11 protein-coding genes are annotated in these 14,185 nt (G+C 35.1%); 9 read left to right on the forward strand and 2 right to left on the reverse strand.

Annotated features, from left to right (window positions below; genetic code table 11):
• The first annotated feature begins 6 nt into the window (after window positions 1–6).
• The 6 genes from NFR82_RS07555 (at window position 7) to NFR82_RS07580 (ending at window position 8,611) form a co-directional block, all read left to right on the forward strand.
• Window positions 7–1,305: an extracellular solute-binding protein gene (locus tag NFR82_RS07555; RefSeq protein WP_251717682.1), complete on the forward strand. Its 1,299-nt coding sequence runs from the start codon at window positions 7–9 to the stop codon at window positions 1,303–1,305.
• A gap of 113 nt (window positions 1,306–1,418) precedes the next feature.
• Complete coding sequence (locus NFR82_RS07560) at window positions 1,419–2,336, forward strand: magnesium transporter CorA family protein (RefSeq protein WP_251717683.1); 918 nt, start codon at window positions 1,419–1,421, stop codon at window positions 2,334–2,336.
• A 17-nt stretch (window positions 2,337–2,353) separates the two neighbouring features.
• Window positions 2,354–3,298 carry a serine hydrolase gene (locus tag NFR82_RS07565; RefSeq protein ID WP_251717684.1) on the forward strand — a complete coding sequence of 315 codons (945 nt, stop codon included), beginning with the start codon at window positions 2,354–2,356 and terminating at the stop codon, window positions 3,296–3,298.
• Window positions 3,299–3,423: 125 nt separating this feature from the next.
• Window positions 3,424–3,996, forward strand: coding sequence for a TetR/AcrR family transcriptional regulator (locus tag NFR82_RS07570; RefSeq protein ID WP_251717685.1), 573 nt, complete (start codon window positions 3,424–3,426; stop codon window positions 3,994–3,996).
• 11 nt (window positions 3,997–4,007) lie between these two features.
• Complete coding sequence (locus tag NFR82_RS07575; protein WP_251717686.1) at window positions 4,008–7,496, forward strand: MMPL family transporter; 3,489 nt, start codon at window positions 4,008–4,010, stop codon at window positions 7,494–7,496.
• Between the two features lie 95 nt (window positions 7,497–7,591).
• On the forward strand, window positions 7,592–8,611 hold the full coding sequence (locus tag NFR82_RS07580; protein ID WP_251717687.1) for a zinc ribbon domain-containing protein: 1,020 nt from the start codon (window positions 7,592–7,594) through the stop codon (window positions 8,609–8,611).
• Window positions 8,612–8,665: 54 nt separating this feature from the next.
• Here NFR82_RS07580 and NFR82_RS07585 read toward each other — a convergent pair whose 3' ends face one another.
• Entirely contained in the window at window positions 8,666–10,048 is a 1,383-nt protein-coding gene (locus NFR82_RS07585) for an NAD-dependent succinate-semialdehyde dehydrogenase (protein WP_251717688.1), read from the reverse strand.
• Between the two features lie 115 nt (window positions 10,049–10,163).
• On the reverse strand, window positions 10,164–10,958 hold the full coding sequence (locus NFR82_RS07590) for an alpha/beta hydrolase (RefSeq protein WP_251717689.1): 795 nt from the start codon (window positions 10,956–10,958) through the stop codon (window positions 10,164–10,166).
• Window positions 10,959–11,105: 147 nt separating this feature from the next.
• On the opposite strand from NFR82_RS07590, the gene NFR82_RS07595 reads away from it, so the two are divergent.
• The 3 genes from NFR82_RS07595 to serS all read left to right on the forward strand — a co-directional run bounded on the left by NFR82_RS07595 (window position 11,106) and on the right by serS (window position 13,795).
• Entirely contained in the window at window positions 11,106–11,711 is a 606-nt protein-coding gene (locus tag NFR82_RS07595) for a TVP38/TMEM64 family protein (RefSeq protein WP_251717690.1), read from the forward strand.
• Window positions 11,711–12,262 carry a GNAT family N-acetyltransferase gene (locus tag NFR82_RS07600; RefSeq protein ID WP_251717691.1) on the forward strand — a complete coding sequence of 184 codons (552 nt, stop codon included), beginning with the start codon at window positions 11,711–11,713 and terminating at the stop codon, window positions 12,260–12,262. Before NFR82_RS07595 ends, NFR82_RS07600 begins: the two co-directional genes overlap by 1 nt.
• Before the next feature lie 225 nt (window positions 12,263–12,487).
• Entirely contained in the window at window positions 12,488–13,795 is a 1,308-nt protein-coding gene (gene serS, locus NFR82_RS07605; RefSeq protein WP_251717692.1) for a serine--tRNA ligase, read from the forward strand.
• The last annotated feature ends 390 nt before the right edge of the window (window positions 13,796–14,185 follow it).

Consider the following 14,185-nt stretch of genomic DNA (forward strand, 5'->3'; position numbering starts at 1 on the left):
ATCCAAATGAAATTTAGTAAAAAGATAGCGATCGCAGCTGTAGCTGGTTTAGCTTTAATTGGAACAGCTGCTTGTTCTAATGGTAATAGTTCTTCTTCGGATTCAGAGAAGATCCCATCCAAGATTACTAAGAAAACTAATGTTGTTTTCTGGCACGGAATGGTTGGTGTTCAACAAAAAACTTTACAAAAGTTAACTAAAGAATTTGAAAAAGAAAATCCAAATATTACTGTTAAGCTTGAAAATCAAGGTACTTATAGTGATTTACAAGCAAAGATTAACTCAACTTTGCAGTCACCAAATAATTTACCAACAATTACTCAAGCATATCCAGATTGGCTTTGGAATGCTGCAGAAAATAAGATGTTGGTTGACTTAACTCCATATATCAACAATAAGAATGTTGGTTGGGGTAGTGCCAAAGCTTCAGACATTAGAACTGAGCTATTAAACGGTGCCAAGATCAAAGGAACTCAATATGGTATCCCATTTAACAAGTCAATTGAAACTTTGACTTACAACAAGGATCTCTTTAAGAAATATGGTATCAAGAAGGTGCCAACTACTATGGATGAACTTAAAGAAGTTTCAGAAACTATTTACAAGAAGAGTAATCATAAAGTCGTTGGTGCTGGATTTGACTCACTTCCTAACTACTATGTATTGGGAATGAAGAACGAAGGCGTTGACTTCAGTAATAAGATTAACTTTAGCGGTAAAGATTCTAAGAAGGTAATTGACTTCTACGCAGATGGTGTAAAGAAGGGTTACTTCAGAACTGCCGGTTCAGAACATTACTTATCAGGTCCATTTGCTAACCAAAAGGTTGCGATGTTTGTTGGTACTTCGGCTGGTGAAGGTTTCGTTAAGCAGGCAGTTGGCAACAACTTTACTTACGATGTAGCAGCTCGTCCAGGCAAGTATACTTTACAACAAGGTACCGATATCTATATGTTCAAGCATGCTACAGCTGATCAAAAGGCTGCCGCATTCAAGTACATGAAGTTCTTAACTTCTAAGGCAAGCCAAGTTAAGTGGGCAAATGCTACAGGTTATATTCCTGTAAACAATGCTGCAATTGATTCAAAGGAATACAAGGATAATAAGAGCTTGAAGTTACCTGCTAAGCTTGAAAATGCAATGAAGAACTTATACGGTGTTCCTGTATCTAAGAATTCGAACGTTGCATTCAGCCAATTAAACGGTATTATGCAAAACATCCTTGCTACTGCACAAAAGGGTCAAAACATTAATAATGCTATCAATGCTGGAAAAGCAAAATTTGATTCAGCTTGGAAGCAATAAAAATTTAATATTTTAAAGTAAAAAACAGGCCAATTTGGTCTGTTTTTTAGTGTTGTGATAATGATAAGATAGTAGAGATAGAATTTTACAATTTAAGGTAGAGGTGAAGTTAATTGATTAGAAAGCAGAATTTCCCAATTGAAACTAAGTATGAATGGTATGACATCAGTAACTTAAGTGAGCTTGATAGTACCAGACTTCAGGAAGAATTTAATTTTACGCCTGATATTATTTCATATATTTCGGACCGTCACGAACGCCCTCACTATGACTATGATATTCATACCCACAGTCACTTATTAGTTTATGATGTTCCAATTTGGCCAACAAAATCGATTAGACATTTTACATCTCATCCAATTACTTTTTTGGTTTTAGGAGAAAAAGTATTTACATTCCATACTGAATCCACAAGTTATATTTTTGATGAATTTAATGATGAACATATGAGACATCGTCTTTCTGAAGCAAAGGATGTTACTGAACTTTTAATGATCTTTTTACTTTATGCATCACAGTATTTCCAACGTGCGGTTACTCAACTTGATGCTGAAAGGAATAGTTTGGATCAAAAATTATCTGATGATATTGATAATAAAGATTTGGTTGAACTTTCGAATGTGGAAAAGAGTTTGGTTTACTTATCAAGTTCAATTCAAACAGATTTAATTATGCTTCATAGTTTAGATCATTCAAAGTTACAATTTACTAAAACGGCTCGTGAACGTTTAGATGATGTTTTAATTGAATCAAATCAGTCTGCAGAAATGATTCAAATTTCGCAGCAGGTTACTAAGACCTTGTCAGCTACGTCAAATAATATGATGAATAACAACTTGAACGATACGATGAAGTTCTTGACCGTTTGGTCTCTAGTGTTGACAATTCCAACTATTTTAACGGGATTTTATGGAATGAATGTATCACTTCCAATGTTCCATAACGCCTTTGATTGGGTCTTTGTTACAATAATTATGATTGTTTTGATGATCTGGCTCGTTATTTTAATGCGCAGACATCATTTCTTCTAGATTAAGGATTAATATTTATGAAAAATAAAGTGTTTATTAGAGCTTTAATTGCCTCTATTTTTGCTTTAGTGCTTTATTCAGCAAATTTACATCGAGTTCAAAATACTCAAGTTAAAGTGGTAGAGCCTGCTAAACATAAAGTTGCTAAGAAAAATAAAAAAGAACCTAAGATAAAAATTAAGGAACCGCAAGCTCCGAAAGTATCTTCTGGTTCTGAATATGCAAGTAATGTTGATATTGAAAAAGGCAGTATAAAGGCGCTAGCAAATAAAATCGAAGAAGTAATGGGGAAGAATGGTACTTACCAAGTTGCTTATCAAGATTTAAATAATTCTTCAAAGTATGTCCGTTTATCAACTAGCGAAAAGGCGCAAAATGTAAGTTCAACTATGGAACTATATTTACTTGTTGCAATTTATAAGAAAGAACAAAGTGGCAAGTTAAGCAAATCGTCTGCTATAAAAATTAAGCAATCCGATCGAGTAAAAGGTGAAAAGCTTTTACAAACTAATATGAACTATGGTATTGCCTATTTGCGTGATGCAATGATGAAAGGCAATAAAACCGCTGCCAACGCCCTATTAAGAAAAGTAGGTAAAGATTATGTTAACCAAATTGCTGCCAAATTTGGGGCTAAAGATACTAAGTTAATCAATAGTTTCTCATCAAGTATTGTTGGTCAAACAACTGCTAATGACTTAGATCTTACGCTTAAAGGTTTATATCAAGGACGAGTTTTGAACCGCCAATACGCATATATCGTTCTTGGGGCAATGCATGGTCATAAGAATACTTTGACTAAGCAAATTTCTGGAATGTCATACGGAGTAAGCGATGGACATTCTGCGGCTGCAATTGTTCAGGATAGAGGTAATTCATATACGATTTCAGTTTGGAGCAATACAGACAAAAACTTTAGCAAGTTAGGAAAGGCAATTTCAACTTGGGTTAATAAACACTAATAGATGGCTTACTGCAATTTTTGAGCAGTAAGCTATTTTTTATACAAAATATTTACACTTTGTAGATTGTAATCTTCATGTTGTAGTGATATAGTATTTACATGCATTGAAAAGGAGGGATGAAAATGGCACAAAAGAGGACGCTTGATTTGAATAAGATACTTACCAAGGCTAGCGATTTGATTAAAGAAAATGGCTTGTCGGAACTAACTATGCCCAATCTTGCTAAAGCTTTGGGAGTTCGTTCGCAGTCTTTATATCATTATGTCTCAGGACGTAAGCAACTTCTTTCATTACTTGGTGCAAGTCGAATAAAGATTTTACATCAAAAGCTGGTTGATGATCTAATGGGATTGTCTGGTAGAGATGCCTTATTAAAATTTGCGGATGAAATTAGAAATTTCATTTTGAATGATCCAGCATTATCTAGTATTTTGTATCAATTAAATGAATATGCTAAAGATGATGCAATTAATCAAGAGATCACAAATATCTTTAGATTAGGTGAGAAGCTAAATTTGAAGAAGAATGATGCCATTTCATTTCATGCTTTGATTGGTGCTGTCTTAGGCTATGTTTGGCTAGATAAATCGATCGCTTTTGCAAGTGAGAGTGCGGAGGAATCAAATGAAAATTATCATCGTATGATTCTTCGTTTGGTTAGTCCGGAAGCTAATTACAGCAAAAATATAAATTAGGAGGACCTGAAGTGCAAAAATTATTAAAAAATCATGTATTTTCACTAATTGCATGGATTTTAATTTTGATCATTTCGGTATTCGCTTTACCTAATGTCAGTCAATTGACAAGTGAACACTCTAATATTTCACTTCCAAGTGATGTACAGAGTGAAGTAGCAAAGAATATTCAAGCTGACTGGGGTAAAAAGAAAAAGGATACCTATGAAGTTGCAATTGTTTTTAATAAAGAACATGGTAAGTTAACTGATGCTGATAAGGCAGCGATTAATGATACTGTTCAAAAAATTGAAAATAATAAGAGTAAATATGGAATTACAGATGTTCTAGCACCAGATTCCAATGTTGCTACTCGTAAGAAACTTCAATCAAAAGATGATACAACTTGGTTAATGCAATTAAATATCTCTAAAAAAGATGGTAATCAAGATCGTCGAATTGGTGATGTTGAAAAGCAAATCCAAGATGCAGCAAAAACATCTGGTATTAGAACCTATGTAACTGGTGCGGATATTTTGCAAAATGCCTTCTCACAATCAATTCAAGAGGGTATTAAGAAGACAGAAGCAATTACAGTTGTCTTTATCTTTATTGTTTTAATTATTGTCTTTAGATCACCAATTGTGCCACTTATTTCACTGCTTACAGTTGGTGTATCATTCTTAACATCATTCTCAATTGTTACTAACTTAGTTCAAAGTGCCAACTTCCCATTCTCAAACTTTACTCAAGTGTTTATGGTTATTGTGCTATTTGGTATTGGTACTGACTACAACATTTTGCTGTATGACAAGTTTAAAGAGAACTTGGGCAAAGGGATGGATAAATATAAGGCAATGAATGATGCCTTGAAAAATGCTGGTAAGACCATTCTTTATTCAGGTTCATCCATTTTAATTGGATTTACCGCTTTAAGTTTGGCTAAGTTCTCAGTTTACCAATCAGCCGTTGGTGTTGCTGTTGGTGTTGCCACATTACTTGTAGTTCTTTTGACTTTAAACCCATTCTTTATGGCAGTTTTAGGTGAAAAGATGTTCTGGCCAGTTAAGAAATTTACTGGTGAAAGTGAAGATAAGCTCTGGCACGGAATTTCTGCCTCAACTTTAAAGCACCCAATTATTTATCTAGTTGTATTAGCTGTTGTGGTTCTTCCATTTATGCTTATGTATAATGGTCAACTTAACTATGATGATACAGATGAAATTGCGGATAGTGTTCCAGCTAAGCAGGGACTTCTTGTAGTGCAAAAGCACTTCTCAAAAGGTATGGCAGAACCATCATACTTGTATATTAAGAGTAATCACCGTTTAGATAATGAAAAGAACTTGAAGTTGATTGACCAATTAACTAAACAACTTCAGGCCTCAAAAGATGTTTCATTTGCTACGTCAGTAACGCAACCATATGGTGAGCCAATTGATCAATTATATGTTAATAATCAATTAGGTACCGTTAATAGTGGTGTAGATCAAGTTAGAACAGGTTTAAACAAGTTAAGCAAGGGTAGCCAAAAAGCAACTGATGGTGCTCAAAGATTAGCTACAGGTGCTGATCAACTTCAAAGTGGAACTGGTAGACTTCAAGCAGGTGCCAGTCAATTACAATCTGGTCTCGGTACTCTTAGTTCCGGAGCTAACCGTCTTCAAACTGGTGCGGGACGTTTGAGTAGTGGTACTCACGCTCTTCAAAGTGGTACTAGTTCTCTTGTAAGTGGTGCCGATCGACTTCAAGCAGGTGCTGGTCGTCTTCAAAATGGTACTAAGAGTTTACAAAACGGAACTCAAGAATTAGTTGATGGTTTGAATCAATTGAGCAGTCAATTATCAGCTCAAATGAGTAGTTCAAACAAGGCTCAACTTGCACAACTTCAAACAGCATTACCACAAATTAACAATGGTATTCAAGCTTTGAATAAGCAAGTTAGTGGTATAGATGTTTCTGGTTTAACTACACAACTTTCATCACTTCAAAGCCAAATTGCTGCTGCTCAAACACAAGCAACAAGTAAAGTTGAGAGTAAGTATAAAGCAGAATTACAAAGTAATTTAGCTAAATCTGGTTTAAGTCCAGAAGATCAACAAAAAGCAGCAGCCGCAGCTGGAGCTGCACTTCAATCAGCTATGTCTGAAAGTACAAATGCATCTTCAGTAAATATGAATACTCAACAACTTGGTTCTTTAAGTACGGAAGTAACTCAATTAAAAGCAGCCGTAAATCAATTAGCAACTGCTTCAAATAAGGCACTTCCAGGCGCAGCAACTGCTCTTAACCAATTAAGTTCAGGTTTATCACAAGTTCAAACTGCTGCTGCTCAAGGTGCTGCTGGAGCTAACCGTCTTAACTCTGGTGCTGCGTCACTTTACAACGGAGCAAGTCAACTTAATAGCGGCTTAGGTACTTTAAGTAATGGAGCTAACCGCCTTAATACTGGTGCCGCACAATTGAATACTGGTATCAGCGCACTTAGTGCTGGTTTATCAAGTCTTGATTCTGGAGCTAACCGTTTGAATACTGGTGCTAGTCAATTAGGTAGCGGTATTGGTCAACTTAATAGCGGTGCAGGTCAACTAAGCACTGGTGCAAATAGCTTAGCTACAAGTATGCCTAAGATTACTTCAGGCTTAGATCAAGCTAACAGTGGTTTAGGTCAAGGCGGAGCATACTTACAAGGTTTACAAAGCTCTGCAGCTGCAAATACTTTCTATATTCCTAAGGAATTCATTAAGAATGACATGTTCCAAAAGTCAATTGATGTTTACCTTAGCCCAGATAAGAAGTCAGCAATGCTAGTTGTGGTCTTTAACTCTAACCCAAGTGCTCCAGAAGCAACTAAGCGTTCACAAGAACTTAGTTCTATGGCCAAGAAGTCACTTCAAGGTACTGCCCTTAAGAATGCTACTGTAGCAATGGGTGGTCAAAGTTCAACTATTGAAGATACCAAGACTGTGGCTAGTGAAGACTTTGTCAGAACTGCTGCAATCATGCTTATTGGTATTGGAATTGCTTTAATGTTTGTAACTCGTTCACTTCTTCAACCTGTTTACATCCTGGGAACACTTCTTATTGCTTACTTCTGCTCACTTACAATTAATGAATGGATCGTTAAGGCTGTGCTTGGAAGAGATCTCTTAACTTGGAATACTCCATTCTTCAGTTTCATTATGCTTATTGCCTTAGGTGTAGATTACAGTATCTTCCTTATGACTAGATACAATGAACTTAAGACTGAAGGTTATACTACTCCAAGTGATAGAATCTTAAAGGCATGTGGAATTATCGGAACAGTGGTTGTTTCTGCTGCAATTATCTTAGGCGGTACTTTTGCAGCCTTGATTCCATCAGGAATTCCTACATTAATCGAAGTTGCCTTAACTGTGATTGTTGGTTTAATTATTTTAGTATTTATCTTACCTATCACAATGTCTGCAGCCGTTAAGTTAACTTATGAAGGTGTAAAATTTTCATTTAATCGCAAGAAGTCAAAGCATCAAGCGAATTAAGCATTAATTTAAAATCACACGGTTTTGAACTGTGTGATTTTTTTTGCCCCAAAAATGATATAATTTCACTATGAAAAATACTAGGGGTGAAAATTATGGATAGATGCCCAAATTGTGGAAATCCAGTATCGGAGCAGGATAGAGTTTGTCCTAATTGTGGATTTAATTTAAAAAAATTCCGGGAAGATTTTTTTGAAAATAAACCAGTCGAAAAAGTAAGTAGAAAAGAATATCGTAAAGAAGTAAAATCAGATACACTAACACCAAATACAATTGTAAAGAGAATGCTAAAATGGATACATACCAATTCAACTATTGTTTTTGTTTTAGCCTTTGTTTTATTGGTTATTATGAGCTTCTCTCGTTCATTGGGGTGGATAGGTTTTGTCGCTTTATTGATTTGGCTATATATCGTCTGTGATCGGAATGAAAAAATTGAACGCTATACTGTTGATCGAAGATTATCTGAGTCGATTGATCATACTGGCACTAAACTATTTAGCTCACTTGAACATGGAAGTAGCCGCCTGCATGCAGAAAGTAAAAAATTTCAGGAATCTCATCCTAAGGTTGAAGAGCGAGTAGAAACCGTAAAGAAAGTTAGAACACATCGTTTTACTTATATTCAGTTATCGATTGTGTTAATGGCATTTATTAATTTCGTTGTCTTCTTTTCAGGATCAGGAAGTACTATTAATCATAATATGTACATTGAAAAAATTTCAGTTTCTCGTGTTTTACTAAATTTAGCAGGAAGATACCTTTCTTCGGGTAAAACAATTACTAACGCCTTAATGTGTTACGTAATATGGTTATTATTAGTGATTTTTCCAATTATTATCATTTACAACATTTTTAAAAATACGAAAAAAGGACAAATTATTTCTTTTGTCCTCTCATTAATTGAAACAGTTTTCTTGATTTATATTATTTTTGCAATTTCAAGTTCTACACGAGCAAATGTTGGAGTGCTTAAACCAATTACAGGTCAATTGATTGCGTATGCAACTTCAATCGGTGCAGCCTTATATTTCTTAGTATTGTCCAGTGTTATGACAACAGGATTATCTGGATATAATCTTTTTAAGAGAAAAAAAGCTATACCAGAAGCTTGAACAAAAAAAGTTTCTAACTCAAATTTGAGCTAGAAACTTTTTTAATTTGCTAAATTATCGATTATTTTTAGTAACGTCTATTACCAAGTGTTCATTAACAAAGGCCATCATGCCTAATTCACTTAGTTCTCTGCCATATCCTGAGCGCTTAACTCCGCCGAATGGTAATTCTCCAGCAGTAATCCAGCGGCCGTTAATAACCGTCATACCAGTTTCGATTTGTGCAGCGACATCTTGAGCATGTTCAATATCTTTACTGATAACTGATGAGCCTAAGCCATAACTTGAATTATTGGCTAGTTTGATTGCTTCATTTTCGTCTTCAACGCAGAATACTTCAGCAACAGGGCCAAATAATTCTTGATTAAATACTGGATTATCTTTACCAATGTCAGTCAAAATAATTGGACTAAAGAAGGCACCATTGGAATTTATTTCTGGGAATTGATAGTAAACTTGTGCTCCACCATCAATTGCTTCATCAACTTGCTTTTGAAGCTTCTCTTTAGCCTTGACTGAATTTAATGGCGCAAGAGTAGTCGTTTTTTCTAATGGATCTCCAGGTTTTAGATTTGAAAAGACATCTTTCAACATTTTAAGTACTTCATCATAGCGAGATTTGGTCACAATAATTCTCTTAGATGAGGTACATACTTGGCCTGCATTATAAGTACGTGCATCTTGAAGGACATTTCTTAAAATGGTTGGGTCAGCGTCATCTAAGATGATAAAGGCGTCATTACCACCGAGTTCCATAGTTGATTTCTTTAAATTTTTGCCGGCCTCTTCGGCTACAGAAATACCGCCACGTTCAGATCCTGTTAAAGCAACACCTTGAATGCGTGGATCCTTTATTACGTCTGCTAATTGGTCGTAGGAAAGGTATAAGTTAATCAAACTACCTTCTGGAGCCTTAGATCGCTTAATAATTTTTTCAATCAAAGCAGCAGACCCAGGTACATTGTGGGCGTGCTTAAGAATTATTGGATTTCCCACAATAAAGTTAGGTGCAAAAACTCTAATAACTTGATAAAGTGGGAAATTCCATGGTTCACAAGCTAAAATAACTCCAGTAGCCTGTTTTATGTAATAAGCATTTCCCAGGTTAGTTTCAAGTGGTTGCTTTTTTAAGAAGTCACTACCATTTTTAGCATAGTAGTTACAAATTTCGATACAGATATCGACTTCTTCCTCGGCTTCTTTTAGAAGTTTTCCCATTTCTAAAGTCATAAGTTTGGCAAGTTCGTCTTTATTCTCTTCAAGACTATGTGCGATTTCACCTAAAATTTCGGCTCTAGTTGCTGGATCTTCATGGCGCCATTTCTTATATAGCATATGAGTTAAGTTCAAGGCATCGTCAATTTGACTAGCGGTTGGATTTTTATAGCTTGCAAATTCAGTATTATTATATGGATTAATTGATTGGTATTTTGCCATTTTATATTCCTCCTTATATTAATTCTTAAATGATACTTTTTATTATAAAACGCTTACAAATAATTAGTCTAGTTTAGAGCTTAAAAAAGATCTGGAATCCCAGATCTTTCTAAATTTATTTTTGTCGTTTTATTATTTGAAAGAGATAATCAAGAGACTCATCCACGTAGTCTTTAGCATAGGCCATTGCATGACCATGTCCTTTGATCACTAATAGTTGAACCTCATGATTATTTTCGGCTAAGTATTGAATGAAGTTTAAAACAGTGTTTAGAGGAGTTAATTCGTCAGCCGAATTAATCATCATTAAACTATTTAAATTATGGAGATTATAGTTCTTGGCATCCATTTTCATTAAAGAATTTGGTAAATTTCCTCCAGCGTAAGTTAAAGCAAAGTACTTATAAAAAGAATTATTGATATCATGAAGATCGGTATAGCCTAATTCATCAGCAGCCTCATATGAAGGAGTAACGTCATCATGCTCTTTCATCCATTTTGAAAATTCAACTGGAGCTGACCATGTTACAGTTGGAAAACCGTATTGACCGGCAACGTATAAGGCCATAGTTCCACCAACACTAGCACCTATTTGAACGATATTTTTTTCATCGCCGTCGTCGGTATAGCTTGAATTGAGTAGCCATTTAACAAAGTTAATTGCATCCTCATGTGCATTAGGAAAAATGCGGGTTGGGGCCAAGCTGTAGTTAGGGATGAAAGTCATAAATCCTGCATTAGCGAATTTTATACCGAATTCTTTTACGTTTTCCTTATCCCCTCTGAACCAGCCACCTCCGTGCCAAAAAATCAAAATTTTTGTAGTAGAAGAGGTGTCATTTGGATAATAAATATCAGTAGTTAAATTTTTATCGGCATCATAGGTAATATCATTTTTAATTATTGTCATAAGAGTATCCTCCTAAGTATAATTTTTCCTTTATTATAAATCAGATCTATTGATGAGTAATCTAAATATACTTAAACTATAATTGATGATATAGACAAGAGAGAGAATTTTGTTAAAATAGTAATACTGAAAAAGGGAGATGAATACATGCACCTGACAGATAAACAAACTCGTAAATTAATAAATTATGCCACGATTGTAACTGGTATTATCATTGTTTTGTTAGTGATTTATTGGTATCGCTTAGGAATTTTTACTGATCAAGAAAAAATGAAGGCCTATTTGGCAAATAAGCAAATTATTGGGCCAATAGTGTTTATTTTAATTCAGATTGTTCAGGTGGTTATACCGATTATTCCAGGTGGTGTATCTCTTCTTGGTGGGGTAATTTTCTTTGGACCGCTTCCAGGATTTATTTATAATTATGTAGGAATTTGCCTTGGTTCTTTAATTAATTTCTTTTTAGCGCGTTACTATGGACAAAGTTTTATTTTTCATATCGTCTCTGAAGAGACACTAGAAAAATATATGAAATGGACTAAAAATCAAAAGAAATTCAATTGGTTTTTCGCCCTGTGTATTTTAGCTCCGGCAGCACCTGATGATGTTTTATGTTTAATTGCTGGTTTAACTAAAATGAAGTTTTGGACTTATTTTTGGATTATCATTTTGTGTAAGCCTTGGACAATTGCTGCATACAGTATCGGTTTAGATTACGGGGCAAAGTGGATATTAAAATTAATAGGTAAATGATGATTAAGGGTAAGAGAATTTTTTTACGACGCTTCCAAGTTGAGGATGCGTCTATTTTGTTAAAATGGGGAGAAAATCCGCGTTATCATAAGATGGCGGGATTTGAAAAAATTGAGAATTTAGGCCAGGCTAAAAAATCTGCGAAGCTCTATGCTGAGAGAAATTTAAGCTATTTAATTTGTTTAAATGATACTAAAGAACCAATTGGTTTAATTGAGCTGTATGAGCGAGGGATGGATGCAAACAGTGGCCTGCTTAAAACTAAAGAACTTGGTTTTTTGCTTGATGAGAGTTTTGAAGGTCATGGCTATATGACTGAAGCTTTAACCTTGCTGATTAATTATACGTTTAAGGAGTTAGGTCAATTGGAAATTTGGGCCGGAACTTTTGAAGATAATCTTAAATCTCAAAAACTCCTAAAAAAGCTTGGCTTTAATTATATGTATGATGTTGATTATGCCATGATTAGCGATATTTTTACTTATCAGGAAAAATATTATTTGCTCAAAAAGGCAGATTGGCTTAAAATAAATGAAAACACGAAATCCTAAGACTACTTCAGAGAGTTCACGGTTGGTGAGAGTGGATGAATGTCGTTTCCAGATTTCAGATAGTGGGCAATTAATAGTTGCACGGCTTGAGACCGTTATCCTCTATAAATGAGTGCAGCTTTTTGATATAAAAGCTGAAAATGGGTGGTACCGCGAAGCCGTGTGAGCCGATTCGTCCCTTTTCTTGGGGATGAGTCGGCTCTTTTTTATTGTTGGAGGTTTTACATGTTAGATATTAAAGTAATTCGTGAAAAGACTGATTGGGCTAAAGAAAAGCTTGCTACACGTGGCATTAAGCCTGAAGAAATTGATAAGTTACTTGAAATTGATGCTAAGCGCCGTGAAGCAATGGCTAAGACTGAAAGCCTTAAGGCTGAAAGAAACGAAGTTTCAAAGAAGATTGGTGAAGCTAAGCGTAACAAGGAAGACGCAAGTGACGCAATTAAGTCAATGCAAGAAGTTGGTGCTAAGATTAAGGAATTGGATAACGAAGTTAGAGATTTAACTGAAAAGCAAAACTATATCTTGCTTCGTTTACCAAACTTCCCAGCTGATTCAGATCCTATTGGACCAGATGAAAGTTACAATGAAGAAGTTCGTAAGTGGAATAATGTTACTAAGTTTGACTTTAAGCCAAAAGCTCACTGGGATTTAGGTGTTGATCTTGATATCTTAGATTGGGATCGCGCAGCTAAAGTTTCAGGTGCACGTTTTGTTTACTACAAGGGTGCTGGTGCGCTTCTTGAACGTGCCGTCTTCAACTTCTTCTTAGATGAAAATGCTAAGGAAGGTTATACTGAAATGATCACTCCATACCTTGTAAATGATGCATCAATGCAAGGTACTGGACAATTCCCTAAATTCCACGAAGATGTTTACACTATCGTTGATAACGATGATCCAGACAAACCTCGTGATTTAACTTTGATTCCAACTGCTGAAGTTCCACTTGTTAATTACTTCCGTGATGAGATCATTCACGAAAACAAACTTCCAATTAACGTAACTGCTATGTCACCAGCCTTCAGAAGTGAAGCTGGTTCTGCCGGTCGTGATACTCGTGGTCTTATTAGAATGCATGAATTTAGAAAAGTTGAAATGGTTAAAATTTGTAAGCCAGATCAATCATGGGATGAACTTGAAAAATTAACTCATAATGCTGAACACTTACTTCAAAAGTTAGGTTTACCATACCACGTTGTTGCTCTTTCAACAGGGGATGCAAGTTTTACTAGTGCTAAGACTTACGACCTTGAAGTTTGGATGCCTGCACAAGATAAGTACCGTGAAATCTCAAGTTGTTCAAACTGTACTGATTTCCAAGCTCGTCGTGCTCAAATTCGTTACCGTGATGAAGACGGTAAGCTTCATTTGGCTCATACTTTAAATGGTTCAGGTTTAGCTGTTGGTAGAACTGTAGCTGCAATTTTGGAAAACTATCAAAATGAAGATGGCTCAGTAACTGTTCCTGAAGCTTTAGTTCCATATATGCACGGTATGACTAAGATTACTAAGGAATCAAGCTTGATCTAATTAATATAATATTTTGGAATTCACCTATGTAATGTAGGTGAATTTTTTTATGGAGAAAATTGAATGAACAAATTCATATAAAAGGACAGTAGAAATATGGATTAATAAAGGAAAATACGGAATTTCGAAAAAAATTTCAAAAAATTTCAAAAAAATTTTGATAAAAAAGAGAGGAGAAAAGAGTAAAAAACGAACTATAAAATTCAGAGTACACGATATACAGGTGAAAAAGTATAGAAAAAGCCGAAAGATAAAGAAGGAAATTGTTACAACGTAACCAAGCGTATCATGGATAAATCGAACATAAAATATAATTTGACTAAAAGGATTAAAGCGAGTAATATATTTAACTGTCGTCGGGTGATAAAGAAAACGTACCTGAGGCGAAAG

This window comes from Lactobacillus agrestimuris, assembly GCF_943193025.1.
In the GTDB taxonomy this organism is placed as follows: Bacteria; Bacillota; Bacilli; order Lactobacillales; family Lactobacillaceae; genus Lactobacillus; species Lactobacillus agrestimuris.

Excerpts from the sequence above, each read along its gene's own strand:
- NFR82_RS07555 (WP_251717682.1), top strand. The coding sequence starts at position 7 with ATGAAATTTAGTAAAAAGATAGCGATCGCAGCTGTAGCTGGTTTAGCT.
- NFR82_RS07565 (WP_251717684.1), top strand. The coding sequence starts at position 2,354 with ATGAAAAATAAAGTGTTTATTAGAGCTTTAATTGCCTCTATTTTTGCT.
- NFR82_RS07570 (WP_251717685.1), top strand. The coding sequence starts at position 3,424 with ATGGCACAAAAGAGGACGCTTGATTTGAATAAGATACTTACCAAGGCT.
- NFR82_RS07580 (WP_251717687.1), top strand. The coding sequence starts at position 7,592 with ATGGATAGATGCCCAAATTGTGGAAATCCAGTATCGGAGCAGGATAGA.
- NFR82_RS07585 (WP_251717688.1), bottom strand. The coding sequence starts at position 10,048 with ATGGCAAAATACCAATCAATTAATCCATATAATAATACTGAATTTGCA.
- NFR82_RS07590 (WP_251717689.1), bottom strand. The coding sequence starts at position 10,958 with ATGACAATAATTAAAAATGATATTACCTATGATGCCGATAAAAATTTA.
- NFR82_RS07595 (WP_251717690.1), top strand. The coding sequence starts at position 11,106 with ATGCACCTGACAGATAAACAAACTCGTAAATTAATAAATTATGCCACG.
- NFR82_RS07600 (WP_251717691.1), top strand. The coding sequence starts at position 11,711 with ATGATTAAGGGTAAGAGAATTTTTTTACGACGCTTCCAAGTTGAGGAT.
- serS (WP_251717692.1), top strand. The coding sequence starts at position 12,488 with ATGTTAGATATTAAAGTAATTCGTGAAAAGACTGATTGGGCTAAAGAA.